Source organism: Actinoplanes siamensis (assembly GCF_016862395.1).
Classification (GTDB): Bacteria; Actinomycetota; Actinomycetes; order Mycobacteriales; family Micromonosporaceae; genus Actinoplanes; species Actinoplanes siamensis.
Map to the genome: position 1 here is coordinate 1 of NZ_BOMW01000024.1, position 23905 is coordinate 23905.

The window sequence follows — 23905 nt, forward strand, 5'->3', positions numbered from 1 at the left end:
ACTCCGAGAACACAGCCTGGCACAGGTTCTCCAGCTGGCGTGGCAGGCCGTCGAAGGAGCCCGGAACGTCATCAAATGGAATGGTGTCAGAACGAGAACCTACTGGGCGACCGAATACGGCGTACGCCGCGTCGAGCACTACACGACCAGCAGCAACAGCGACGTCACCGTCACCGTCACCGTCACCGCAGCAGTCAACGATTACCTGACAACCCCACCCTTGTCCGCCATCACCCGGACCCTGTTCGGGACCGTCCCCGCCATCGACGTGACCACAGTGCCCACCGCGTAACTCATCGACACACTCGCCGCCCGGCCGCTCGCGCGCACCGCTGAGCCGGGCGGTTCCACCGGCAACACGCAAGCGTGAGGTCAGGGACAGGCGCGGCGCACGGCGAACACCGCAGACCGTCCAGCAGGGCGCAACGCTCGCCGACAAACACGTCCCTTGGCTGCCGAAAGGTTGCACGGGGCAGCGATGCCGAGCGCGTCTCTGAATCCCGTAGCGTTGCGAAAGTGCCAGCGGCACCTTAATCCTGCGCACCGACGAGGAAGCCACGCATCATTGGCGTGACTGGGATCACATAATTAGCAAAGATCCAGGCCAGAGGCCTGTGTGCACCTAGAAGTAAGCAGCCAAGCTGAATTCAATACTTACTTCTTCTTCAGCCTGGCCAAGCGAGATCGCCTGCGGCTATCATGTCCCACATTGACACCAATGTGGGACACGAATGCGACTTAAAAGTGTCCGAGGGGGGACTCGAGCCCGTGTGCGTCGATGATGTCAGGACAGTACTTCCGCAAGATCGGTAGCGGCCTCATGCGCGGCAGCAGCTCGTGTGGCTTCGTCCGCGCTCAACGCGACACGGTCAACACGGGTCAGCATCTCGACCGCCGTGGCCGGATCGTTCAGGACCATCGCAACCTCAGCGCGGTAGACGAGCACCTCCACCAACGCGACCGGGTCGTCATCTGCCTCAGGATGGGCCAATGCACTGTCGAGAATCCGAGCTGCCTGCCGGGCGTCCCCTCTGGAGTCGGACTGCACGACGGCGTTCGCCATCGCCTTGCCCAGCCGTCCAGTCGGCGCCGGAGCAGGGGAGGCCGGGGCGTTCTGGAAGACGCGGATCCAATTGCCGCCCGGGTCGATGACGCTGAAGCCGCTGAGCCCGTCGGCGTTCTTCCGTGCCCGGGGCCGGGTCATCCGCGGCGTTCCGGAGACCAACACCTTGCCGTATGCGGCGCGCATTCCCGCCGCGAAAGCCCGGTACAGCTGCCCCGTGTCCGAGGTCAGCACAATGCACGAGCCGTAGGACTGCGTCGGATCGAACCCCGCGATCTCGAAGAACTGCAGATTCAGATCTTCACGTTGCAGCCCCACGGCCGGGTTGGGCTTGCGCTGCTGGTAAGTGGTGTGGAAACCCAGCACCGCGTAAAAGGCGACGATGTCGTCGATCGACGGGCAGGGCAGCAGGGGAATGGTTACCTCGTTGGTCATCCACACTTCGTAGCCGTCGTGAAGGGGCGCGCGCCCATGAAAATGGCCGATCGTCGGCCACGGGCAACCGAACGGCCGAGCGCGGCACGAGGACATCTTGAGATAGTTGTCGATCTCGGTCAGCACCGCGGCCTTGCCTGGACCGTCGAGGAACGAGTACCGCACGGCCTGGCGTGCCAGCTCGGCGACACCGTGCTCGTCCAGACCGAGCAGGTCTGCGGCCACCTGGTACTCCCGATTCAGGGTGGTGGAGAACATGGGCGGGTCGTCGGAGTTGATGGTGACCGGCACGCCCGCGGCCACCAACCGCGGCAGCGGCCTCAACGCGGTGGCAGGGTGAGGGTCGGCCACCGGGGCGGCGGGCAGAAAGCCGGGCACCCAGCTGATGACCGGCGTACAGGTAGATCAGCGTCACGGCCAGCGGGATGGCAGCGGCCGCCAGCAGCGGCGTCCGGCCTACCCGTGCGGTCGCACCGGGCACCACGACATCGGCGGAAGCGGGGACAGTCACAGCCGCCCTGATCGGCGCCTCCGAATCCGGGATAATCGCAAACCAGTCGCCCGTGGGGAGTCATTCGGTAGCGGCCCGGCAAGGCGGAACCATCGCCTGAACTCGCCCGGCGGCGGCCGCACTGACCATCACCACCGGACGGTACGGGGCGCCGTCACCTCGCTGAGTATTCGCCTTCGTGCCCACACCGCCCTGACAGCTCTGTGAGTCACCCCCGCTTACGAGCGGGGGTCGCCGGCGAGCCTGCTCATTCTGTGGAGGAGAAGCGGAGCCGAAGAGCACGACGCACGAGCATGGCGACGGTGCACGCGCGTGGCGGGCCGTCACCCCGCTGCCGGTACCGCACGGGCGGCCCGACGGTGGGTTCGTGGTGACGGTCAACGGTTGAGGTAGGTGGCCAGGCCACCGAGTTCCTCACTGGCGATGAACACCGAACGGACGTTGAGGATGGCCTCTTCGACGTGGGTGGTGCAGCCCCAGGCCGAGTCGCCCCACGAGTCGGCGATCTTGATCTCGGCCGGCGCGGTGCAGCCGGCGGTGCCGCCGAGCTGGCAGTGCTCAGGGTGCGGCATGGTGGCCTGCACAGCAGCCGCGGCTCGCATCTGGGCGGCGAGCTCGGCGGCGGCGGCGGCGCGTTGCTCGGCTTCGTCGCGCAACTGGCGTTCGGCGCGTACCGCCTTGATGGTGGCCAGGCGCAGCTCCAGGTGCTGCGCGACCTGGTCGGCGAGATGGCCGAGCACGGTCGTCTGCGCCTCGGTCAACTCCCGGGGCATGGCGTCGATCGCGGTAACGGTGCCGAGGTGGTGCCCGTCGGCGGTGACGACCGGGGCGGCGGCGTAGAACCGCAGCCCCAGCTCGCCGCGTACCAACGGATGCTCGAAGGTGCGCGGATCGGTGACCGCGTCGTTGACCACGTACGGGCCCTCGGCGCAGAACGCCGAAGCGCACAGTCCCGGTTCGGTGCCGACCTGCGTGACGCCATCGAGTCCCTTGACCGCGGCGAACCAGACCCGGTCGGCGTCGACGATGCTGACCGTGGCGATCGGGGTGCCGCACACCGCGGCGGCGGCCGCCGCGATGGTGTCGAACTGGCCGTCGGCGGGGGCGTCGAGGATCTCGTAACGGCGTACGGCAGCCAGCCGGGCCGAGTCGGTGAGGACGGTCCTGTCAGCGGTGATCGACACGGTGTGGTGCTCGCTTCCCATGGGGGTGTTCAGGCCGGGGCGGCGTACGTGGTTGCGGCGGTCATGCCGCATCCGCTGTAGCTGTGGTGATGCTGGCGCGTTCGAGGACTCGGTACACCGTCGGGCGCGACACCTCGAACAGCTTCCAGTTCGGCGATGGTGTGTTCGCCGCGGCGTGCAGCTTGAGCAGGTGCGCCTGCCGGGTCTTCGACAGTTTCGGGGCCCTGCCGGAGGACGCCCGGTCGAGGTAGATCTGATCAGCGGGCACGCCGAGGTCGAGCAGGATCTGCCGGTTGGCTTCCAGGTCCTGTTTGTCGGTGGAACAGCGGGCGTAGCCGATCAGCACGGCGGTCATGCCGGTGAGCCTATCGGTAACGGATAGCCCCCCTCACCGGACAGATCACCGGACACCTTGTGTGAGACAGGTCGCGCCGCTGGTCACCGCGGCACCGGGGTCAGCGGTCCGTTGGCGGTTCGGCCAACGGGCAAGATCATCTCTACCGCTGTACCGATCTTCCTCAACCCTGGGTTACGGGCCGTTGGTCGATGCATGCGTCGTGGCTGGGAATCTGAGGATCTGATCGCTTACTGGACGATCCTCACGATGTCTCGTTCGCGTCCTTTTCGGCGTCGCCCGGTGTGGGTCGGCTGAGGCGTTGCGGCGCTGCACTTTTGGGCCGGGTACCCGTCCCAGCGGCGGGTGGATCCGGGTGAGCAGGCCGCGGATGCGGTTGGTGATGCGGGTGACCTCGCCGGCGGGATCATCGTCGTAGCCGACCAGCACCTCCAGCTCGGCCAGGGTGTCGTCGGCGGCCTGCTCCAGCGGCGGCCTTACCTTGCGGAACACCCGCGAGACCGTCGCCTGTGAACACCCGAACAGCTCACCCGCGACGTCCTGAACGTTGTCGTGTCTGCGCAGGAACAAGGCCAGCACCACCGCCCGGTGCGGGCTCACAGCCTTGCGACGTCCTTTCCTCGGCTGCCAGTCACCCACAAGGGTGGACACCGCCAGAATCAGTGCCGCGAGTTGGTCCGCACGCATCCCGGTCATACGCTCACTACGCGGCGGCCGTCCACCGAGGTACTCCTGAGTCCACACAACCCAGGCGAACCCTCGACGGACGGCCGCCGTTACGCATCGTCACCCTGACGCGGGACCGCGAGAAAAGCGACCACCGTGTTCTGAATAGAGCTCCGGGGGCTTGCCGGTAGAATCAAGCCCCCGGGATCCAACTATTCGGACAGACCTTCACGGGATGCAGGCATAGTCGCTGCTTTGGAAGCTCGATATCGCGTCATTTAGATTATGCGCCCCAAGATCCGGGATCTGACCGCCGTTCGCCGAAACGCAAACCCAGTCTCCACGATTGCCTTCCAGGCGGTGCGCCCGCACGGTCATGCTCGTGTTGTTGATGATCGACGAGGCCTCCTCGTCCAAGCCCGTGAATTTGAGCCACTGCTCGGTCTCGCCCCTGTTCCAACTCCACAGCCGGCCCTCGAAATTGATGTCCTTGTAGAAACATATATTGCCGGCCGGGCAGGGCTGGCCGGCGGGCGCTGTCGGTGACGCGACGGCAGACGAGACAGGCGCGAACAACACACCGCCGATGAGAGCAACAATTACTGCGGTCTTCTTCAGCATGGTTTTCTCCTGTTCTCTTTCGATTGATTCAGCGAGTTTCCGCCACACAGGGGAGCCGCAGCGGTGCCGGGACAACAGCCGCGTTCGTTTTTCGGATCGACGTAAGAATCTGACCGTATTCTTAGTTTTCCTGGTAACCGTTCAGTGTGCCGGACGCCGCCATCCCCCATACAGAACCGGGCACGAAGCAATCTTGGGATAGCGAGCTGTCTCAGCCCGGCGATCGACCAGAACGGCTCACGGGAAACTCTCTCGACAGGTGAGGAGGTGGATGATACGCCCGGAGCAGACATCGACCGGATACATTGCGGCTGTCGACACAGCCTCGGCCGACACGGCGACCTGAACGGCACCGGCCCCGTTGTCGTACCGGATCCTGGCGTTGGACCACACCGCTGAGTCCGGCATAGAAGCGGAACCCGCAAAAGTTGACGGTACTCCGGCCGGGCACCCGAGGTGAGCTCTTTGCTCGTTATCCGCCGGTCGCCGCGGCCAGGGTCTTTTCGTGTTCAGGCAAGGGTGCCCTGAGCTGCTGCTATACGGGGGTGTCACTATAAGTCCTCCGACAGCACGCTGAAGTCGAACCCCGGATCGTCCAGCTCCAGTCCGAGGCAGTACTTCCATTCGATCCGGGCCCGCACCGCCTCGCCGGCCTGCCGATCGGTCAGATCGCTGGCGAACTGCAACGCTGGCACCAGTGATAACTGTCCCGGCGACAACCCTGGCCGGCCCCGAGCCGCGAATGCCCTCCCCGCATCAACGATGATCAACGTCCAAGGTGTTGAGCCTTTCCAGCGTGGCCGGGGGTGAAATGGGGCCAACGGCCGTCAAACGGGCCGGAAAGCTCTGGCCCCGAAGTCACGGTATAGCGATCATGTCAGCGTGAAGCAGTACCGGAACCTTGATGACCCGCTCGACGGTGCCGACGTTGTACTTATCGGCCTGTTCTCGGCCAAGGAGAAGCGGTACGAGGTCAGGCTCGACGAGCTTGCCGCCCTCGCCGAAGCCCGTGGTAGCCGGGTGGTGGGCCGATACGTTCAACGCCGCGGCGCCTCCGACCGGTGGAACGAGCGACCCGGCGGAGCGGGTCGGATGTCTCAACCCTTCTCCCGGCGGACGCTGCTGACGAACGGCAAGGTCCGCGAGATCGCTGAGGCGTGCCGGAAGTCAGACGTCAACGCCGCGATCTTTGTGAACACCTTGACGCACATCCAGCGCACCGTGTTGGCCGACATGCTTGGCTGCCTCGTATTCACCGGCGATGATCTCGCCGCCCACGGTGAGACCGGGTAGCAGCGGGGCCGGCGGCGGGAGCGTCTCGAGCGCTGCCTGCGGAAGCGTTCGGCGAGTGGTACAGGTTCGGCTGGGCAAAGAGATCTGGCGGGTAGGACGACATGGTGCGGTTCCCGCGGGGGCAAGGTGGACGGTGCACCGCTGACGGTTTACACATCCCCGGTGCCATGCTGGGATTGGCCGCACGACCGTGGGAAGCGACCGAGCGAGCCGCAGCCGGGAGGGAGACCGCCCCCGTGGACCGTCGAGGATTCCTCCGTAGCACCGTTGCCACCAGCACGGCCGGACTCCTCGCCGGGGTTCTGGCCGACACCGACGCCGCCCTCGCGTACGACGGCGAGGTGGATCTGACCTCGCTGCAGACCACCGTCGAAAAGATCAGCCGCGGCTACAACGGCCAGCCGCCGGAGGACGTCCTGAGCCAGCTCGTCGACGAGTTGGCCGGCGCCGGGCCGCTGATGAGGCTGCACCACCCGCGTCAGGACAGACTCGACCTGGCCCGGGCGATTGGGCAGCTCGGCGGGATGGCCGCGATCGTGCTGCACGACATGGGCCGCAGCCGCGACGCGCTGGCCTGCTTCACCACCGCCGAGAAAGCCGCCAAGCAGGCCGGCGACCGCAGTCTGCGCGCCTGGGTGCTGGCGCGCAAGGCAATGGTGCCGCTCAACTGGGGCGCCCCCTTGGTCGCCGCCCGCATTGCCGGGCAGGCCCGACAGGCAGCCGGCCGGGCCGACACCGCCGCGGCCGCGGCCGCGCTCGCAGCCTCGGTCGCGGCGCGAGCCCATGCGATCGCCGGCGCCACCAAGGACGCGAACAACGCGCTGCAGCACGCAGACCGGATCGCGGGCAAGCTGTCGGTCGCGGAGAGTGCGGACACATGGCTTGGGTACGGCCTGCAGAAGCACTTCGTGCACCGGTCACAGGCCCTGACCCACCTGAAGGCCAGCACGCTCGCCGCGAAGAGCCAAGAGGCTGGCCTGGCCCTGTCCAGCGAGACCGGCATGACACGCACACTGCTGCTCCTGGACGGTGCGATGTGCGTCCGCCACGACGGCGACCCTGCCGGAGGGTGTCAGGCCGCCGTCGACGCGCTTACGAGACGACCCGGCAGCTACCGGGCCGGCCTGGTTCGACAGCGCGCGGCCGAGCTGTACGCCAGCGTGCCCGCCAGCGACCGGAACCTCGCTGAAGCACAGCGCCTCGCTGACCTGCTTGCTGAAGCTGCATGACGTCAGCGGGCGCCCCGGCGTGGCAGTGGCCTCTGAACCGCGAACCGGCTCGACCAGTTGTTCCGCAGGTACGGTTTGATGAACGAACTTACGTTGCACGCATCGTGCGAGGGCTTTGATGCTCGCGTTCGATCGCCGACTCCGACTGCACACCAACCCCGGCTGCGCTGCGCGACCTCGCCCGCGTCAGCTAGTACGGCATGCATGCCTTGGCCGTGCCGGCCGATCTGGTCGTGGCCGTCTCGACCGGGGCACGTGACGCTGCACCTGTCATACCGGCTCCCGTGTTGGGCTGAGGCGCCCGGCAGGGCCGGTTCGCAGAGTTTGCAGCGCTTCGGCGGGGACTGGCGCCGAGACAGCCAGGCGGTGAGTTGGTCCGGGGACATCCGGGTGGAGGGTCCGCTTGATCGCAGACCGAGGCTCCCGTAATACTCGCGGCCCTGGTGCACGTATTCCTGCAGGGTCCCGGCCGGGGTTGTCAATGGCCAATCAATTCGCCCCAGAGGCGGCCAGTAGTTGTCCCAGCTGGCGGCCACGGATTTCTCCCCGCTGGCGGCCGGATAAGTTCCCCGCCGCGGGGCGCTTGCACCGTGGGCATCGACGCCGAGCCAGTCGCCGTATACCGACGAACCCTCGCTCTGAGTTTGTTGGTCCTCGGCCGTACTCGGCGGTCCGGGAGCGCTTCCCCGGACCCGCACGCCTCGCGATTGCCAGACCTTTACCCCGGGTTGTTGGCCCGAGATCCCGAAGAACCATTCCAAGAAGAAGTCCTCCGCCGAGCCCATGAAGGCGTACCGTTGAATGGAGTTGTTCCTGTGCGTGTGCGTGTGCGCGTGCAGGTGTTATACGGTCATCAGGAGGATGTCCGGGGGCCGAGAGGGGCGCTGGCGATGGCGACTTCGCTGAACGACGACGACATAACGGTGATTCACCCAATGGATACCGACATCCGTAAGGACGACCCCAACGTCGGACCTGCCGACGACGACGATTGGTGGGACAGTGGCCGACGCGACAACAACGTGGACGACACCGACTGATCCGGGCGCCTGCCGAACCGGCGGAATAGGGACACGAGCAATGGCTGACGCCGTTAGCCGAGGAATGACTTCGCCGGAGACCGGGCAGGCATCATCGGCGTTGTCCGGACTAATTCATCCAACTGATGTGGACACCTTCGTACGTGATCATTGGGAGAAGCGCCCGCTCGTCGTGAGCCGAGGCGATCCTGAATATTTCGCAGATCTGCTGACGCTCGACGATGTCGACTATGTATTGTCCATGTCCAGCCTGACTTCCGATGAGCTGCGGGTGGTTCTGGATGGCAACGAGACGCCGGTCTCCAGCCTGTTCTCAGGCGGTCCGAACGGGCCGATGAACGCACTTGAGGCGCTGTACGCGTATTACCGAAAGGGCTCGACCATCATCCTCAACTCACTCGATCGGCGATGGGAACCACTGAAGCGTCTCTGCGGAACACTGTGCACGGAAACCAGTAGCAGATTTCAGGCGAACGTCTATATCACCCCGGCCGGCGCGCAGGGTTTCAAAGCGCACTACGACATGCATGATGTCTTCGTACTGCAGGTACACGGAACTAAACGCTGGCGGCTGTACGCTTCGCCGCTGCAGCTTCCTCTGCGGGGCCAGTCATATGATAAGTCGGGACCGAGCCCGGGCGATCCGGAACAGGAGTTCGATCTGCATGCCGGAGACGTCCTTTATCTGCCGCGAGGAATCATTCATTCTGCGAAGTCGAACGAGGGCACATCAGTCCACGTCACCATCGGTGCGCATCCTTTGTTGTGGTCGGACCTGATACAGGCGGAAATCAAGAAGGTGTTCGCCGCGGACGTCCGGTTCCGTAAGGGACTGCCTATCGGGTTCGCGTCCGACGGGGCAGCGCGACATAAAATGCAGAAGGCGATCGAGGAGTTGCTTGGCTCGTTGTGGCAGCAACTGTCGCCGCCGGACATGGTGGAGCAGTCATTGAAACGGGCCGCCTCACTCGGTCCGCCCGCATTGCGTCATCATCTCTCCGACCTCGAGGACGTCGCTGAGGTCGGCGTCGACACGCTCGTGCGGCGTCGGCCGGACCTGCGGTGGAAGACGACGGTCACCCGGGATGCGGTGTCGCTGGACTTTCACAACAAGACGGTTCAGTTTCCCGCCAGGGTGGCGGACGAGGTTCGGTTTGTTGCGGAACACAACGGTAATGGTGGGTTCGCCGCCGCCGAAATCCCCGGTGATCTGGACAGCCCGGGCCGACAGGTCTTGATACGGGCCCTGGTTCGTGAAGGTTTCCTCACTCTTGGTTGATCACTGTCCGCCTGATGAGGTCGGCTCTTCCACGTCATAGCCCGTGCGCACGCGAGGGAGTCGTCGTAGATGCAGTTGCCCAGAATCCTGCGACTCTTTTCGCCTCACCGAGGCCGGCTCGCAACGGTGTTGATTCTGATCGTGCTGGGGGCGGTGCTGTCACTTGCCCCACCTTTCTTGTTGCGTCAGATCCTCGATGTGGCGCTACCTCATGGCCGGATCGGCCTGCTCACCGAGCTGGCCGCCGGCATGCTGCTCGCAACCGTAGGAATCAGAGTCGCCGCGGTTATCGAGTCATATCTGTCGCTGACTGTGGGACAGGAGATCATAAACGATCTGCGCAAGCGGGTGTACGACCATCTGCAGCGTATGTCCTTGGCGTTCTTCACTCGTACCCGCACCGGTGAAATACAGTCAAGGATCACCAACGATGTCGGCGGGATGAGCGCCGCGGTCACCGGTGTGGCAGCCACGGTCGTCGGGAGTCTCGCCACCGTCGCGGCCAGTCTCATTGCCATGGTGATCCTGGAGTGGCGGCTGACGGTGCTGTCGATCCTGCTGCTTCCGGTCTTCGCGTTAATAAGTCGCAGTGTCGGGGAGGAACGCAGGGCCATCACTCTCGAGCGACAGCAGAAGCTGGCGACGATCTCGGCCTTCCTCGAGGAATCCCTCTCCGTGAACGGGTTCCTGCTGACTCGTGCCCTGGGCAGTTCACCCGTCCTCGTGGCCGAGTTCGGGAGACACTCGAAAGACCTTGCCGACCTCGGCGTCCGGTCTGCAATGGCCGGGCGATGGCGACAGTGCGGGGTGCAGGTGGTCATGTCGGCCATGCCCGTCATGGTCTATTGGTGCGCCGGACTCGTCGCCCACCACACCGGCACCTTCATATCGATCGGCACCCTGGTCGCCTTTACCGCGCTCCAGCAGGGGCTTTTCGGCCCGGTGGCACAGCTCATGCAAGTGGGAATCGCTGTCAGAAGCTCACTGGCACTGTTCCAGCGCGTCTTCGAGTATCTTGACCTGCCCATCGATATTCCGGCGCCGGAGCACCCCGTCCCGCTGCGCCGCGCTCGCGGGAACGTCCGGTTCGAGAACGTGCATTTCTCTTATGGCGACAAGCAGGTACTGAGCGGAATCGACATCGAGGTGCCGGCCGGTGGCCGGCTGGCGATCGTGGGCCCCACCGGGGCCGGAAAGACAACGCTCGGTTATCTGGTGCCCCGTCTTTACGACGTTACCGGGGGTCGTGTCGCTATTGACGGGGTTGATGTTCGTGATCTGAGCTTCGAAACTCTCGCCGATACGGTCGGCGTCGTTTCTCAGGAAACCCACATTTTTCACACCACGGTCCGGGACAACCTCCGTCTGGCCAAGCCGGGCGCTACTTCGGACGAGGTCGAGGCCGCCGCAAAAGCCGCTCAGATCCACGACTTCATCGAAGCGCTCCCGGACGGATACAGCACCATCGCGGGAGAGCGGGGGTACCGATTCTCCGGCGGAGAGCGACAACGCATCGCCATCGCCCGCACCTTACTTCGTGACCCGCCCGTTCTGGTGCTGGACGAAGCTACGAGCGCGCTGGACGCCGAGACGGAGCACGCCGTTCAGCGGGCCCTCGACCGGCTCTCGGTCGGGCGCACCACGATTATCATCGCGCACCGCTTGTCCACCATCCGGAGCGCGGACGAGATAGTGGTACTCGATCACGGGCAGATCGCCGAACGCGGCGATCATGACCACCTCGTCGTCGCCGGCGGACTCTACGCGTCTCTCGCCAGCCGGAGTTTGTTGTCGCCATCGGCTCCAGCGGACGCGCGAACCCGCCGATCAGCCCCACATGGTCAGCCAACCGGTAGACCTTCTGGGAAGACAGCCGTCTGACCACCTGGGTGTCGATCAGCGACGACGTTCGGATCTCGTCAGAACGACAATCCAAGTGACCGGAACGTTGAAGAGGGCGGCCACGCAAAGATCGCGTAGTACGGCAGAAAAGCCGGCGCGTACTTGAGCGTCTTGAACCAGACTTCGCTGTACGGATTGTCGTTGGAGGTCTTCGGCCGCGAGTGTGAGCGGATCACCTGAGGCTCACCGCGAGCCCGGTCAACCAGCATCGCCACCAGCTGGTCGTCAGATACCTATGCCAGGGGTTCAACGGCCGGGTCCTGCTCGATGGGTAGTCGGTCGTCATCAGAGCGTCTCCCTAGACATCGAGATCCGCCGTTATTCGTACGGGCCCGGACTTGGCGCTGTGGTCCGCCGTGTGGGCTTGCCGAGCATCGGCATGGTGCGAAAGTCGTAAGCGCTTACGGGGCAGCGGCGGGCTCACAACCAACCAGAATGGCAGCATGGAGCACAGATATGTGGGTGCGAGTGGACTGCTGGTCAGTGAGTTGTGTCTGGGCTCGATGACGTTCGGGGGCGAGGCCGACGAGGCGGCGTCCCGGCTACTGCTCGACCGGTACGTCGATGCCGGCGGCAATTTCATCGACACCGCCGACGTGTACGGCGGCGGTGCGTCCGAGGAGATCATCGGCCGCTGGCTGGCCGCTCGGGCCCGTGACGAGTTGGTCATCGCCACGAAGTGCTTCTGGCCGACCGGTGGCGGCCCGAACGACCACGGCGCGGGGCGCAAGCACATCATCGCGGCCGTGCACGCCAGCCTGCGACGGCTGGGCACCGACTACATCGATCTGTACCAGGTGCACGCGTTCGATGAGTCCACCCCGCTGGAGGAGACCCTGTCGACTCTCGACGGGCTGGTGCGAGCCGGGACGGTCCGTCATCTCGGAGTGAGCAACTACGCGGGCTGGCAGCTGCAGAAGACGGTCGACGTGGCGCGGCACCGCGGCTGGGAGCCGTTCGTGGCGTTGCAGCCGCTGTACAACCTGATCGACCGGGACGTCGAGCACGAACTGGTGCCGGTGTGCCGCAACGAGGGCGTCGGCATGATCCCGTGGGCGCCGCTGCGCGGCGGATGGCTCACCGGCAAGTATCGGCGCGGCATGACCTCGGCTCCACCGGACACCCGGTGGGAGGCGGACAAGCAGCCCTGGCTCGGCAACTGGCGGAACAGCGTCGACGAGCGCACCTGGTCGGTCACCGACGCTCTGCTCGCCGTGGCCGATGAGGTGGGGCGCAATCCGGCGCAGGTGGCGCTGCGATGGCTGATGCAGCGGCCGGGCGTCACCGCACCGATCATCGGAGCCCGTACGGTCGATCAGCTCGCGGTCAACCTGGGCGCGTCCGGCTGGTCGCTCACCGACAAGCACATGGAAAGCCTCACCGTCGCCGGGGATCGTCGGCCGCTGCCGTACCCACACGGCTACCTGGCGAAATCGCCACGCCGGCGCCCGTAGGCCGATCCGCACCCTCGCGGCGCCCGGCGGCGACGACACCGGGGCGGTCAGCCTCGGCGGAGCTCCGGCGCACTTGCAGGACAGCGGGGAACACCCGCCGCCAGTACGGCGCGAGTTGCCGATTCACCAGCGCACGGGTGGCCGCCGCGGCCATCGTCTCGACCGGCTGACGCACCGAGGACAACGGCGGGGTGGTGCAGACGGCGATCACACTGTCGTCGAATCCCACGACCGCCACATCCTCGGGGACCCGCCGGTCCGTGTCGGCCAAGGCCTGCATCACTCCGGTCGCCATCAGGTCACAGCCGACGAAGAACGCGTCCACGTCCGCCTCCTCGGCCAGCAGGCGCAGCGTCAGCTCGTAGCCCGCCTCCCGGCGGAACTTGCCGACCGCGGAGATGTCGGCCAGCCCGAGGTCACGCACCGCGCGCCGGAATCCTTCGCGCCTGGCCTCGGCGCACGGGTTGCTTTCCTGGCCGTGTAGCGCGGCGATGCGGCGGCGCCCGGTCTCGTGCAGGTGCACGACCGCCGCGTACGCGCCGTCGGCATTCTCCATGTCGACGAACGGGACCCCTGGGGCGGACGGACCCATCGAGACCACCCGTTCACACCGCGCATGAAAAGTTGCCGCCAGCTCCGGCGCCACATTGATCAAGATGACACCCACGCTCACCGTGTCGGCGATCTTCGCCAGCAGGGCGGCCGCGCCGGACTCGTCGACCACATGGACCCGCAACTGCGCCTCCCCGCCGGCGAGTTCCTGCAGGATCCCGGCGGTAACTCGACCGTAGTACGGGCTGTCGCCGAAGACCGCGGCGTCATCGACGACCACCAGCTCCACCACGCTGCCGTGGCCGAAGGCCAGTGCCCGGGCGACGGGATCGGGCCGGTATCCGAGTTGGGCGATCACCCGCTGGACGTGCTCGCGGGTCTGCGGTGCCACCCCCGGGGAATTGTTGAGGACCCGGGAGACCGCTGCGGTGGACACGTTCGCCGCGGTGGCGACGTCAGCCAACGTCGGCCTCTTCGGTGACATCACCCGACTATACATTCGCCACGATCAACCTTCCGGTGTGCCACGGTGACGCCCGTGTTCACGCATACCAGATCGCACCCGGTCGAAGGTTGGGGGCGGCAGGTGTCGGAGTACGAGGCGGCGACCGGCCGAACCCCATCGCGCTGTAGGGCAGTCATCAAGCCGGCAGGGTGACCCGGCGGCAGGCGAGTTGACGGCCCACGTGCTGGTTAGGCAATGTCTCCGGCCGGACGCTGCGATCGTGCCGCCTCGTCCGGCCGTGCGGGCTCGTCAAGCCGTGTTGCTCGGGAAAGCAGATACGCGGGTCGGCGTTCTTGGGCCGATTCGTGGCTTGTTTACGGCGACCAGTGCTGATCGAGGCGTCATGACCAGGAGATCTCGCGATGACGGTCGACGAGGCGGCCGGACTTGTGGCCGTGGCCCTCGGTGGCCAGGGTCACGACCGCGTCGGTGCCCTCGGTGACCGTCTGTGGGCCGGAGTGGCCGTTGAAGTCGGTTGCGGTGTATCCGGGGTCGGCTGCGTTGATCCGGATGTGGGGGAACGCCTTCGCGTACTGAGTGGTCAGCATGGTCAGGGCCGCTTTGGACGCGGTGTAGACCGGTGCCAGGTAGGTCGACTCGGGTCGGGACGGGTCGTGGGTCGCGTCCAGGGAGCCCATGCCGCTGCTCACGTTCACTATGACCGGGTCGGCGGAGCGGGACAGCAGCGGCAGGAACGCGGTCGTCGTGCGGACCACGCCCGCGACGTTAACGTCCATGACCGCGAGCACGTCAGCGCCGGTCAGGGTGCTCGGGTCGCCGGCCGGCCCGTGAATGCCGGCGTTGTTGATCAGGACGTCGAGTGTGCCTTCGTGGGCCTCCACATCGGCGGCCGCGGCTGCCACGGAGACGTCGTCGGTGACGTCGATGCGGACGAAACGCGCGCCGAGTTCATCGGCCGCGACCTTGCCGGCGTGTTCGTCGCGGGCGCCAACCAACACCGTGTGGCCCGCCGCGATCAACCGGCGGGCCGTCTCGTAGCCGAGGCTCCGATTAGCGCCAGTGATGAAAGTGGTCGTCATGGCGCCACCATGCCGCGGTCCCGCCCCCGTATCCAGGGAAAAGCGCTACCACCCAGATTCTCGTCGGGTGCGTAAGACTCGCAGGCATGAACGAGTTCGGTATAACCCTTCGCGCGTGGCGCGACCGGATGTCCCCGGCCGCCGTGGGCTTTCCGCTGGGCCGGACGCGCCGGGCCAAGGGCCTGCGTCGCGAGGAACTTGCCGAGCTCAGCGGCATCTCGGTCGACTACCTGGTCCGGCTCGAGCAGGGCCGTTTCACGAGCCCGTCGGAGCAGGTCGTGGCCGCGCTGGCCCGAGCGTTGCAGCTGTCCGGCGCCGAGCGTAATCACCTCTACCGGCTCGCCGGTCTCCATGCTCCCGGTGCCGCCGAGATCACCGACCACGTCTCCGCGAGCGTTCAGCGCGTGGTCCGGCGCCTCGATGACGCAGCGGTAGCGATCTTCGCAGCCGACTGGCAGCTCCTCTGGTGGAACCGTGGCTGGGCCGCGCTGTGCGGTGATCCGTCGGAGGTGCCGCCCCACCTGCGCAATTTTGTCCGTGACACCTTCCTGGCCAGCGTTCCGCGGCTCAACAAGCACGGCGTGACGTCGCTGGTGGCGGGAGCGCCGGAGGCCGCCCTGGTAGCCGACCTGCGCCGGGCGACCGGCCGTTTCCCGGACAGTCGCCGCCTCGGTGCGCTGATCGAAGAGCTGATCGCGGGAAGCGACCGATTCGCGATGCTCTGGGCGCACGGCGCTGTTGGCGCCCACCGCAGCGACCACAAAATAATCGACCACCCCCGGGTCGGTCCGATTGCAGTTGACTGCGACGTGCTTACCGACGGCGACGCGGACTTGAAGATCGTCATCATGAGCGCCGCCCCCGATAGTGACGACGAGATAAAACTGCGCCTGGCCCTACTCTCCGGAGCGGACAGCGAGGTGTGATCCGGTCGTACGTCAAAGGCACGAACCACATCGCCGCGTGGCGCGGCACCGCCGTTCGGGCGCCCGGGAGCCGGACGTTGCCTCGCCTGAAGAAGTCCGGGGCCTGCGCCGCGGGCCTGCCGACGCTGACCTCGGGCGATCTGACCCTCTACGACCGTCTGACTCTGATCATCACCGACGACGTCGCGGAACACGTCTTCCACCCGATCCGCGACCCGGCCTCCCACGCGTTGGACGTGATGTCCTGGCTCACCAGGCGCGCCCTGCGACCGTGACCGGGGCACGAGCAGGTCGTGGACCGGGCGCGCGTCAGAACAGGGCGGTCTGGCCGGGGATCGGATCCCGGCGGCCGGACATCGCGCCGTGCAGGACGCGGGGCTTCAACGTGCCGGCCCAGGCCGGCGCCGGCTCCGGCGGCACGTCGGGCGTCTCGACCGGCGCGTCGCCCCCGGTCAGCGCCCACAGCGACGGCCCCAGGTTGATGCCGTGCTCGCGCAGCGCCCGCCGGATCACCAGGTAGTCCAGCGGCAGGCGGGCCGTCTCCGGGCCGGGGACAGGCAGGTCACGGCGCATCCGCATGAGCCGGCGATTGCGGTCGACGATCTCCCGGGACGTGGGGTCGCGGAAACTCGTCGCGGCCAGCTCCCCGACCGCCTCCCGCAGCGCGGCGACGTCCGCCTGCCAGGCCTGGTCGACCGAGCCGAATGTGCTCAACAACCGGGCCGCGGTACGGGCGCCGAACCGTCGTACCCCGGGAAGGTTGTCCGAAGGGTCTCCGCGCAGCGCGGCGAAGTCCGTGTACTGCCAGGGGTGCACGCCGTACATCGCCGGGAGGGACTCGGCGTCGACCAGCACCGAGCGGCCGAAGCCGCCGTTGCGCACCCGCAGCACCGACGTGGTCTCGTCGATCAGTGCGAACGCGTCCCGGTCGCTGGTCATCAGCACGGACTGCCAGCCCCGCTCCCGGGCCAGGGCGGAGGAGCTGGCCAGGACGTCGTCCGCCTCGTACGCCGGCGGGACGACAGTGCCCACGCCGGCCGCCCGCAGCAGGTCCGGCGCGATCTCCAGCTGCCGGCTCAGCTCGGCCGGCTTCGCCGGGCGGTGCGCCTTGTAGCCGGGGTGGTCGGCACGCCGGGCCGAGTCGCGCGGGCAGTCGAAGCCGACCAGCACCGCGTCGGGCCGCAGCTGCGCCGCGGCCCGGGCGAGGTAGCCGATCAGCCCGCGCAGCGCGGGAGCGGGCTCCAGCGAGCCGTCACTGGCGTGGTACGCCCGGTGGAGCAGGCTGTTCCCGTCGAGGACCAGCAGCAGCCCACCCGTACGCGACACCCTGCGAGTTTGCCACCCGGGAGCGGGGAAGGCCAACGTGCGCCGGTCAGCGCGCCAGGCCGTGCCGGCGATGAGTGATCTTCTCGACCAGCCGGACCGGGGCGACCCGCCGCAGGGCGAAGACGAACGGCGCGTTGCTGCCCACGGCGTACCGCTGCCGGGGTTTGTCCGCCTCGATCGCGGTGACGATGGTCGCGGCGACGCGCTCGGCCGGGATGCCGGCCTTCTCGTTGCGGTCCAGAGCGGTCAGCATCCGCTCGAAGTCGGCGCGGTGCGGCGAGTCCCCGCTGACGTATTTCGTCCGCCGCTCGCTGATCCCGGTGTTGATCGACCCGGGTTCGACGGTGGTCAGCCACACGCCGAACGGTGAGTACTCGTGCCGGGCCGCGTTCGCGAACCCCTTGATCGCCGCCTTCGACGCGACGTACGAGGACCGGTACGCCAGCGGGAACGACGCCAGCATCGAGCCGACCATGACCACCCGGCCGTACCCGCGCTCGCGCATGCCGGGCAGCGCCAGCTGCGCCAGCCGCACCGGGCCGAGCACGTTGACCTCGAAGAGCCGGCGCAGCGCGTCCGCCGGCAGCTCCTCGAACGGCCCGGACTGGCTCTCGCCGGCGTTGTTGACCAGGATGTCGACGCCGCTCAGCAGCGGGGCGGCCGCGTCGATCGACTCGTCCGAGCTCAGGTCCAGGGCGAGATATTCGACACCGCGGGGCGGGTGTCCGATCGAGGCCGGGTCCCGGCTGGTGCCGATGACCCGGTAGCCGCGGGCGGCCAGCGCCGCGGCGGTGGCGAGGCCGATACCGGAGGACGCTCCGGTGACCAGGGCGGTGCGCTTCATCGCAGCACGATAACCGGCGCGCGCCAAGATCGTCGGAGGCGCTACAGTCCCCCTCGCTCGATTCAGCGTATGCGGGGGAACCACCACACGTGAACATTCTCAGATCGGCCACCGCCTCGGTGGCCGCCGGCCTCCTGCTGCTCGCCGGGTGCGCCTCCGGGAGCGAGGCGCCTTCCGGACCCGCCGCCGCGGCGGCCTCGCCGTCGCCGGCCGGCAACGGCATGGCGCAGGCGTCCGCGTGGGAGATCCTGGTCCGGGCGAAGCAGGCGCTCACCGCCGCGAAGTCGTTCCATGTGTTCGGAACCCTTCAGGGCGACGGCGGGACCGACACGTTCGACCTCAAGCGGGCCGGCGCGGACTTCCTCGGGACGCTGACGATGGGCGGCGCCAGGATGGAGGTGCTGGCCGTCGGTGACCAGCGGTTCTTCCGGGTCAACCAGAAGATGGCGGCCCTCGTGCCCGGCGCGCAGAATCTGGGCGTCCCGGCGTCGGCGCTGAACCGGATGTGGCTGCGGCCGGCGCCCGACGACCAGAGCTTCGCCAAGCTGGCCGGCGACTTCGGCGTGGAGGCCCTGCTCGATTCGACGAGCAAGGCGGTCAAGGGCGACGCGACCGTCTCGGACGGTCGTCCGGCGATCGTCCTGAAGGACCCGGAGACCGGCGACGCCCTGTACGTGTCGACGGTCGGGGAGCCGCTCCCGCTGAAGATCGATTCCGATGGCGGCTCCCTGATCTTCCGGGAGTTCGGCGCCGAGTTCCCGGAGATCGCGATGCCGGATGCCGGCAACGTCTTCCAGGTGCCGTCGCAGAAGACCAAAAAATCCTGACAACCTATTGATTCTGTACGACGGGGACACAGTGCACATGAAGAAGCGGGTCACCCTCGCGGTGGCCATGACGGGTCTGCTGCTCGCCGGATGCACGTCCGGCAAGTCCGCCGAGGCGCAGGCCGGGCCCACGGCGTCGGCGTCGGCTGCCCCGATCACCAACGGCATCCCGGCGCTGACGGCGGCGGAGATCCTGAAGCGGGGGTCGAACCAGGTGAAGGCGTCGAAGTCGTACCACGTGACCGGGAAGATCACCAATGACGGCTCCACCATGGAGTTCGACTTCAAGGTGGCCGGCAAGGACAAGATCGGCTCGCTGACCATGGATGGCGGCAAGATGGAGATGCTGGTCGTCGGCGGCAGCCAGTACGCCCGGATGGACAAGTCGTTCTGGACCCGGATGCTCGGCGCCGACCTGGGCAAGAAGATGGCCGCCCAGATGAAGAACCGCTGGATGAAGACGCCGAAGGGGCAGGAGAACAAGTCGCTCGCGCAGTTCTTCGACGCGGTCGACGTCGACAAGCTGCTGGACGAGACGGCCGCCAGCCCCGGCCTGTCCAAGGGCGCGCTGTCCGAGTTCAACGGCACGCCGACGATCCTGCTGAGCGACGCGGACTCGGGCACGTCTGTCTACGTGGCCACCACCGGCCAGCCGTACGTCCTCAAGGTCGGCGACATCGGCGGCAGCAACATGGTCTTCTCCGACTTCGACAAGGAGTTCGCCGAGATCAAGGAGCCGGCCGCCGGCGAGGTCATCGTCGTCCCGGACACCAAGAAGAAGGCGTGACGTCACGGGCCGGTGCGGGAAGTGCCCGCACCGGCCCGGTCCCGCGCGGCCGGCGCCGCGCCGATCTACGCCGGTGAGCCCGGGTACCGGAAGGCGCTGGACCGGGACAGCGACGGCGTGGCCTGCGAGCGATGATGTCCGCTGTGGCGGAGGAGGTCTGGGCGGCCCTGCCGGGGAAAGTCCGTGCCGGGACAGACGAACAGATCTGCCGGCGCCACCTACCGTTCGCGGTGAAGCCGCTGCGCGATGCGACGCCGATTGCGATCAGTCCCGCGCCGGGGTTCCGCGGTCGCCGCCTCGGTCAGCGGCAACGCTGAGCGCACGATCGGATTCTGCCGCGGACTCGCGAAGCGGCGAGGGCTCGAGGACCGCGTCCCACCAAGGCCGATGGTTGGTGGGACGCGGCCGGCGTGCGTTCGGCCCCTGGGCGTGGCCGGGTCGGACGCAGAGCTTGTGGTTGTGGTGGGACGCGGCCGGCGTGCGTCCGGACCCTAGGCGGGGCCGGGCGGGAGGCAGCGCTTGTGCGCGGTCTGGTGGAAGCGTGCGGTGACGGCCTCGGCGACCTCCGGCTTCACCGGCTTGCCCTCGAGGAAGTCGTCGATGTCCTCATAGCTGAAGCCGAGCACGTCCTCGTCGGCGACGCCGGGGCGCAGCGACTCCAGGTCGGCGGTGGGAACTTTGCGGACCAGCGGATCCGGCGCGCCCAGGGCTGCCGCGACGGCGCGGACGCGCCTCTTGGTCAGACCACTGAGGGGTACGACGTCGGCGGCGCCGTCGCCGTGCTTGGTGAAGAAGCCGGTGACCGCCTCCGCCGCGTGATCGGTGCCGACGACCAGGCCGCGGGTGGCCGAAGCGACCGCGTATTGCGCGATCATCCGCTCGCGGGCTTTGATGTTGCCGAGGATGAAGTCCTGCTCGGCGGCGTCGCGCGTGGTCAGTCCGCCGGCCAGCAGCGACTGCAGCGCCGCGTCGGCGGCCGGCCGGACGTCGACGGTCAGCACCCGGTCGGCCTGGATGAAGCCGAGTGCCGCCTGGGCGTCGGCCTCGTCGGCCTGGATGCCGTAGGGCAGGCGCATCGCGATGAACTCGGCCTGGTGGCCGGCGTCGCGGGAGCGCTCGACGGCGAGCTGGCAGAGGCGGCCGGCGGTGGACGAGTCGACGCCGCCGCTGATGCCCAGGATCAATGCCCGGGCGCCGGTGCGCGTGAGCGTGTCGGCGAGGAACGCGACCCGCCGCTCGATCTCCTGCGCGGCGTCGAATTCCGCGGTGACGCCCAGTTCACGGGCGATCTGCTCGGTCATGGGACCAACCTAGCCTTGCGTGCGTAGGCCCGCGCGGCACGGGCCCGATCGCCGCAGCGCACCGAGCACCACTGGCGCCGACCGGTGCGCAGCAGGAACCGCTGGCAGGGCTTGGACTCGCAGGCGGCCAGCCGCTCCGCGTCGGCGCTGGTGAGCAGGTCGGCGGTGTCGGCGGCGAGGACACCGAGCGCGTGGTCGACCACCTGGTCGGTCGGGTGCGGCTTGGCCCGGTGCAGGCCGAGGGCGGGATCCCAGTGCAACTCGGCCGCGGTGGGCACATGGGTGATCACGAAGTTGATCTCGCGCAGCGCGGCGGGTGGGGGCTCCAACTGCCCCACCCGCGCGTTCAGCAGGGCGCGGATCTGCTCCCGCATCGACCGCAGCCGGCTCGCACATGCCTCGCGCAGCTCGGCGCCGGCCGGGATCAGCCCGCGCTCGGCCAGCCACCGCGTCGCCCCGGCCGGCGTGTCGATCAGGTCGGTGACCAGACCGCCGGGCGCGGTGACGCGGCTGTTGGCCAGATCGAGGCCGGGGTGCAGGTCCGCCCCGGGCGCGGTGTCGTTCACGGACCTCACGGTACGCCTTGCGCTCATCCGTGACAACCCGATAGCCTCACGGATATCACCGATCCCATCCGTGAGGTTCACATGATCACTGTCCAGGCCTTCGGAGGCCCGACCGCCCTTTTCGAGTTCGGGGGCGTCCGGTTCCTCACCGATCCCACGTTCGACCAGCCGCAGAGCTACGCGTCGCCGAGCGGCACCACGCTGACCAAGCTCGCCCCACCCGCGGCCGGGCCGGAGGCCCTCGGGCGGGTCGACGCGGTCCTGCTCTCGCACGACCAGCATCCCGACAACCTGGACGACTCCGGCCGCGCGCTGCTCGCCGAGGTCCCGCTCACGCTCACCACGGTCAGCGGCGCCCAGCGCCTCGGCGGCACCGCCCGCGGCCTGGCCCCGTGGGCGTCCTTCCGGGTCGGCGACGTGACCGTGACGGCTGTCCCGGCCCAGCACGGCCCGGAGGGCTGCGAACCGGTCACCGGCGAGGTCACCGGCTTCGTGCTCACCTCCGCCGGTCTGCCCTCGGTCTACGTCAGCGGCGACAACGCGTCCCTGGCGATCGTCGAGCGGATCGCCGAGCGGTTCGGCCCGATCGGCACCGCGATCCTGTTCGCCGGTGCCGTGCGCACCGGCCTGTTCGACGGTGCGCTGCTCACTCTGGACAGCGGGCAGGCCGCCGAGGCGGCCCACATCCTGCAGGCGACCCAGGTCGTGCTGGTGCACTTCAACAGCTGGGCGCACTTCACCGAGGGCCGTGACGAGTTGGTCAAGGCGTTCACCGAGGCGGGTCTCATCGATCGCGTTCAGCTGGACTGACCCCGGCGTCCGAAGCGGCCGGTCTTGCCGGCTGCTGGGCTGGTCCGGCGTCCGTGGCGGCCCATCTTGCCGGCCGCTGGGCCGGTCGGGCGTCCGAAGCGGCCGGTCTTACCGGCCGCTGGGCCGGTCCGGGCCTTCGTCGCGGCCGGACGCGAGCGGACCTGGAGGCTTCCGGCAACTTCTTGACAATTTTCTGGAAACGATTCCAGACTGGCTCAACCGATCGATCGACATCGAAAGATCAGGGGGTCGGCCGTGGCGGTGACCATCAAGGACGTCGCGCGGCTCGCCGGGGTCTCGCCGTCCTCGGTGTGCCGGGCGCTGGCCGATCCCGCCCGGGTGCGCCCGGAGACCCGGGAGAGTGTCGAGCGCGCCGCGCGTGAGCTCGGGTATCACCCCAACCGGGTGGCCCGGAGCCTGATCACCGGGCGCACCGCGAACCTCGGCGTGGTCCTGCCGGACCTGGCGAACCCGTTCTTCCCGTCCGTGGTGAAGTCCATCCAGACGCAGGCGCGGCGATTCGACTACGCGGTGTTCCTCAGCGACACCGACGAGGACCCGGCGGTCGAGGTGCCCGCCATCCGGGCGCTCGCCAAGCAGGTGGACGGGTTCCTGCTCTGCTCGCCGCGGGCGCCCGACGAGGATCTGCGGTCGTTCGCCGGGGAGAAGCCGATCGTGGTGCTGAACCGGCGGATCACGCCGTTCCCGTCGGTCACCGCGGACAGCACCGGCGGGATGCAGCAGGCCGTGGCGCATCTGCACGCGCTCGGGCACCGCCACCTCGCGTACGTCGCCGGCCCTCGCACCTCCTGGTCCAACCGCGACCGGCAGCGGGGCCTGCGCGCGGCCACCGCGGCGCGCGGGATGAACCTGGTCGAGATCGGTCACGTCGCGCCCACCGTCGACGGTGGAGCGGCCGCCGCCGACCTCGTCCTCGCCACCCCGGCCACCGCGGTCCTGGCCTACAACGACCTGATCGCGCTCGGCCTGATCCAACGGTTGCAGGCCCGGGGCGCCGAGATCCCCGGGCAGGTGAGCGTCGTCGGCTTCGACGACATCCCGGTCGCCGGGCTGGTCGGCCCGCCGCTGACCACTGTCGCGATCGGCAAGGAGCAGATCGGCCGGGTCGGGGTGGACCTGCTGCTGGAGCTGATGGCCGACGCGCCGGCCCGGTCCGCGGGCCCGGGCCGCCGCGCGGCTGCGCGAATGCCCGCCGCGCCGGCCCGGTCCGTGGGCCTGGGCCGCGGCGCGGGTCCGTTGCCGGCCGACGCGCCGGGCCGGCGTACGGCTTCCCGGGACTCCACCGGCACCGCCCGCCGGGTGCTGCCCACCCAGCTCATCGTGCGTGGTTCGACGGGGCCCGCCCGGCAGAAGTAGAAGGGAACCACA

Annotated in this window: 25 protein-coding genes and 3 pseudogenes; 14 read left to right on the top strand and 14 right to left on the bottom strand. The window is 68.1% G+C overall.

Going from position 1 to position 23905, the window contains the following annotated elements; genetic code table 11:
- The coding region (locus Asi03nite_RS12920; protein WP_203679526.1) for a hypothetical protein at nt 1-292 on the top strand (292 nt) is incomplete at its 5' end.
- 492 nt (nt 293-784) lie between these two features.
- On the opposite strand, the gene Asi03nite_RS38785 is transcribed toward Asi03nite_RS12920, so the two are convergent.
- From Asi03nite_RS38785 to Asi03nite_RS12955, 7 genes and pseudogenes are all read right to left on the bottom strand, one after another.
- Entirely contained in the window at nt 785-1498 is a 714-nt protein-coding gene (locus Asi03nite_RS38785; RefSeq protein ID WP_203679800.1) for a DUF8817 family protein, read from the bottom strand.
- A 99-nt stretch (nt 1499-1597) separates the two neighbouring features.
- A pseudogene (locus tag Asi03nite_RS37810) lies at nt 1598-1816 on the bottom strand (adenosine deaminase); the annotation flags it as partial.
- 570 nt (nt 1817-2386) lie between these two features.
- Nucleotides 2387-3265: a GAF domain-containing protein gene (locus Asi03nite_RS12935; RefSeq protein ID WP_203679527.1), complete on the bottom strand. Its 879-nt coding sequence runs from the start codon at nt 3263-3265 to the stop codon at nt 2387-2389.
- Entirely contained in the window at nt 3255-3548 is a 294-nt protein-coding gene (locus Asi03nite_RS12940; RefSeq protein ID WP_203679528.1) for a recombinase family protein, read from the bottom strand. Before Asi03nite_RS12940 ends, Asi03nite_RS12935 begins: the two co-directional genes overlap by 11 nt.
- Before the next feature lie 312 nt (nt 3549-3860).
- Nucleotides 3861-4001, bottom strand: a pseudogene (locus Asi03nite_RS12945) (IS110 family transposase); the annotation flags it as partial.
- A 441-nt stretch (nt 4002-4442) separates the two neighbouring features.
- Nucleotides 4443-4835, bottom strand: coding sequence for a peptidase inhibitor family I36 protein (locus tag Asi03nite_RS12950; RefSeq protein ID WP_203679532.1), 393 nt, complete (start codon nt 4833-4835; stop codon nt 4443-4445).
- Nucleotides 4836-5395: 560 nt separating this feature from the next.
- Nucleotides 5396-5605: pseudogene (locus Asi03nite_RS12955) on the bottom strand (transposase); the annotation flags it as partial.
- A gap of 112 nt (nt 5606-5717) precedes the next feature.
- Between Asi03nite_RS12955 and Asi03nite_RS12960 the strand changes: the two are divergent.
- The 5 genes from Asi03nite_RS12960 to Asi03nite_RS12980 all read left to right on the top strand — a co-directional run bounded on the left by Asi03nite_RS12960 (nt 5718) and on the right by Asi03nite_RS12980 (nt 11557).
- Nucleotides 5718-6128: an HflX-like GTP-binding protein gene (locus tag Asi03nite_RS12960; protein WP_203679535.1), complete on the top strand. Its 411-nt coding sequence runs from the start codon at nt 5718-5720 to the stop codon at nt 6126-6128.
- 101 nt (nt 6129-6229) lie between these two features.
- Entirely contained in the window at nt 6230-7357 is a 1128-nt protein-coding gene (locus tag Asi03nite_RS12965) for an NsdA family TPR-like regulatory protein (RefSeq protein ID WP_482866045.1), read from the top strand.
- Between the two features lie 815 nt (nt 7358-8172).
- Nucleotides 8173-8397, top strand: coding sequence for a hypothetical protein (locus Asi03nite_RS12970; RefSeq protein WP_203679538.1), 225 nt, complete (start codon nt 8173-8175; stop codon nt 8395-8397).
- A gap of 40 nt (nt 8398-8437) precedes the next feature.
- Nucleotides 8438-9676, top strand: a complete 1239-nt coding sequence (locus Asi03nite_RS12975) for a cupin domain-containing protein (RefSeq protein WP_203679539.1) — start codon at nt 8438-8440, stop codon at nt 9674-9676.
- A 69-nt stretch (nt 9677-9745) separates the two neighbouring features.
- Nucleotides 9746-11557, top strand: coding sequence for an ABC transporter ATP-binding protein (locus tag Asi03nite_RS12980; RefSeq protein WP_203679541.1), 1812 nt, complete (start codon nt 9746-9748; stop codon nt 11555-11557).
- Nucleotides 11558-11595: 38 nt separating this feature from the next.
- On the opposite strand, the gene Asi03nite_RS12985 is transcribed toward Asi03nite_RS12980, so the two are convergent.
- Nucleotides 11596-11793, bottom strand: a complete 198-nt coding sequence (locus Asi03nite_RS12985; RefSeq protein ID WP_203679836.1) for a hypothetical protein — start codon at nt 11791-11793, stop codon at nt 11596-11598.
- 228 nt (nt 11794-12021) lie between these two features.
- On the opposite strand from Asi03nite_RS12985, the gene Asi03nite_RS12990 reads away from it, so the two are divergent.
- The gene (locus tag Asi03nite_RS12990) at nt 12022-13032 is read left to right on the top strand and encodes an aldo/keto reductase (RefSeq protein ID WP_203679544.1); all 1011 of its coding nucleotides are present in this window, start codon (nt 12022-12024) and stop codon (nt 13030-13032) included.
- Here Asi03nite_RS12990 and Asi03nite_RS12995 read toward each other — a convergent pair.
- Together Asi03nite_RS12995 and Asi03nite_RS13000 are read right to left on the bottom strand one after the other, a co-directional pair.
- Nucleotides 12956-14068 carry a LacI family DNA-binding transcriptional regulator gene (locus Asi03nite_RS12995; protein WP_203679546.1) on the bottom strand — a complete coding sequence of 371 codons (1113 nt, stop codon included), beginning with the start codon at nt 14066-14068 and terminating at the stop codon, nt 12956-12958. The two genes, Asi03nite_RS12990 and Asi03nite_RS12995, sit on opposite strands and share 77 nt — an antisense overlap.
- Before the next feature lie 362 nt (nt 14069-14430).
- Nucleotides 14431-15129, bottom strand: coding sequence for an SDR family NAD(P)-dependent oxidoreductase (locus Asi03nite_RS13000; RefSeq protein WP_203679548.1), 699 nt, complete (start codon nt 15127-15129; stop codon nt 14431-14433).
- Between the two features lie 86 nt (nt 15130-15215).
- Here Asi03nite_RS13000 and Asi03nite_RS13005 point away from each other — a divergent pair, with 86 nt between their 5' ends.
- Both Asi03nite_RS13005 and Asi03nite_RS13010 read left to right on the top strand, forming a co-directional pair.
- The gene (locus tag Asi03nite_RS13005; RefSeq protein WP_203679550.1) at nt 15216-16055 is read left to right on the top strand and encodes a helix-turn-helix transcriptional regulator; all 840 of its coding nucleotides are present in this window, start codon (nt 15216-15218) and stop codon (nt 16053-16055) included.
- A 77-nt stretch (nt 16056-16132) separates the two neighbouring features.
- Nucleotides 16133-16330 (top strand): hypothetical protein, encoded by a 198-nt coding sequence (locus Asi03nite_RS13010; RefSeq protein ID WP_203679552.1) that lies wholly within the window; start codon nt 16133-16135, stop codon nt 16328-16330.
- Nucleotides 16331-16364: 34 nt separating this feature from the next.
- On the opposite strand, the gene Asi03nite_RS13015 is transcribed toward Asi03nite_RS13010, so the two are convergent.
- The gene (locus Asi03nite_RS13015; protein ID WP_239102650.1) at nt 16365-17381 is read right to left on the bottom strand and encodes a 5'-3' exonuclease H3TH domain-containing protein; all 1017 of its coding nucleotides are present in this window, start codon (nt 17379-17381) and stop codon (nt 16365-16367) included.
- Between the two features lie 46 nt (nt 17382-17427).
- Nucleotides 17428-18225 carry an SDR family oxidoreductase gene (locus Asi03nite_RS13020; protein ID WP_203679554.1) on the bottom strand — a complete coding sequence of 266 codons (798 nt, stop codon included), beginning with the start codon at nt 18223-18225 and terminating at the stop codon, nt 17428-17430.
- A gap of 89 nt (nt 18226-18314) precedes the next feature.
- Between Asi03nite_RS13020 and Asi03nite_RS13025 the strand changes: the two genes are divergently transcribed.
- Genes Asi03nite_RS13025 through Asi03nite_RS13035 form a run of 3 tightly spaced genes read left to right on the top strand, consistent with a single transcriptional unit; the run spans nt 18315 to nt 19974 of the window.
- Nucleotides 18315-19052, top strand: a complete 738-nt coding sequence (locus tag Asi03nite_RS13025; RefSeq protein WP_203679556.1) for a hypothetical protein — start codon at nt 18315-18317, stop codon at nt 19050-19052.
- 37 nt (nt 19053-19089) lie between these two features.
- Nucleotides 19090-19839 (top strand): hypothetical protein, encoded by a 750-nt coding sequence (locus Asi03nite_RS13030; RefSeq protein WP_203679558.1) that lies wholly within the window; start codon nt 19090-19092, stop codon nt 19837-19839.
- A gap of 21 nt (nt 19840-19860) precedes the next feature.
- Nucleotides 19861-19974 (top strand): excalibur calcium-binding domain-containing protein, encoded by a 114-nt coding sequence (locus Asi03nite_RS13035; protein WP_239102651.1) that lies wholly within the window; start codon nt 19861-19863, stop codon nt 19972-19974.
- A 356-nt stretch (nt 19975-20330) separates the two neighbouring features.
- Here Asi03nite_RS13035 and nadE read toward each other — a convergent pair whose 3' ends face one another.
- Nucleotides 20331-21140 carry an NAD(+) synthase gene (nadE, locus tag Asi03nite_RS13040; protein ID WP_203679563.1) on the bottom strand — a complete coding sequence of 270 codons (810 nt, stop codon included), beginning with the start codon at nt 21138-21140 and terminating at the stop codon, nt 20331-20333.
- Nucleotides 21137-21733, bottom strand: a complete 597-nt coding sequence (locus Asi03nite_RS13045; RefSeq protein ID WP_203679574.1) for a CGNR zinc finger domain-containing protein — start codon at nt 21731-21733, stop codon at nt 21137-21139. The genes nadE and Asi03nite_RS13045 overlap by 4 nt, the downstream gene beginning before the upstream one ends.
- A gap of 54 nt (nt 21734-21787) precedes the next feature.
- Here Asi03nite_RS13045 and Asi03nite_RS13050 point away from each other — a divergent pair, with 54 nt between their 5' ends.
- A complete protein-coding gene (locus tag Asi03nite_RS13050) occupies nt 21788-22516 on the top strand; it encodes an MBL fold metallo-hydrolase (RefSeq protein ID WP_203679578.1) in 729 nt (242 codons plus the stop codon).
- Nucleotides 22517-22771: 255 nt separating this feature from the next.
- The gene (locus tag Asi03nite_RS13055; protein ID WP_203679580.1) at nt 22772-23893 is read left to right on the top strand and encodes a LacI family DNA-binding transcriptional regulator; all 1122 of its coding nucleotides are present in this window, start codon (nt 22772-22774) and stop codon (nt 23891-23893) included.
- Nucleotides 23894-23905 lie beyond the last annotated feature (12 nt).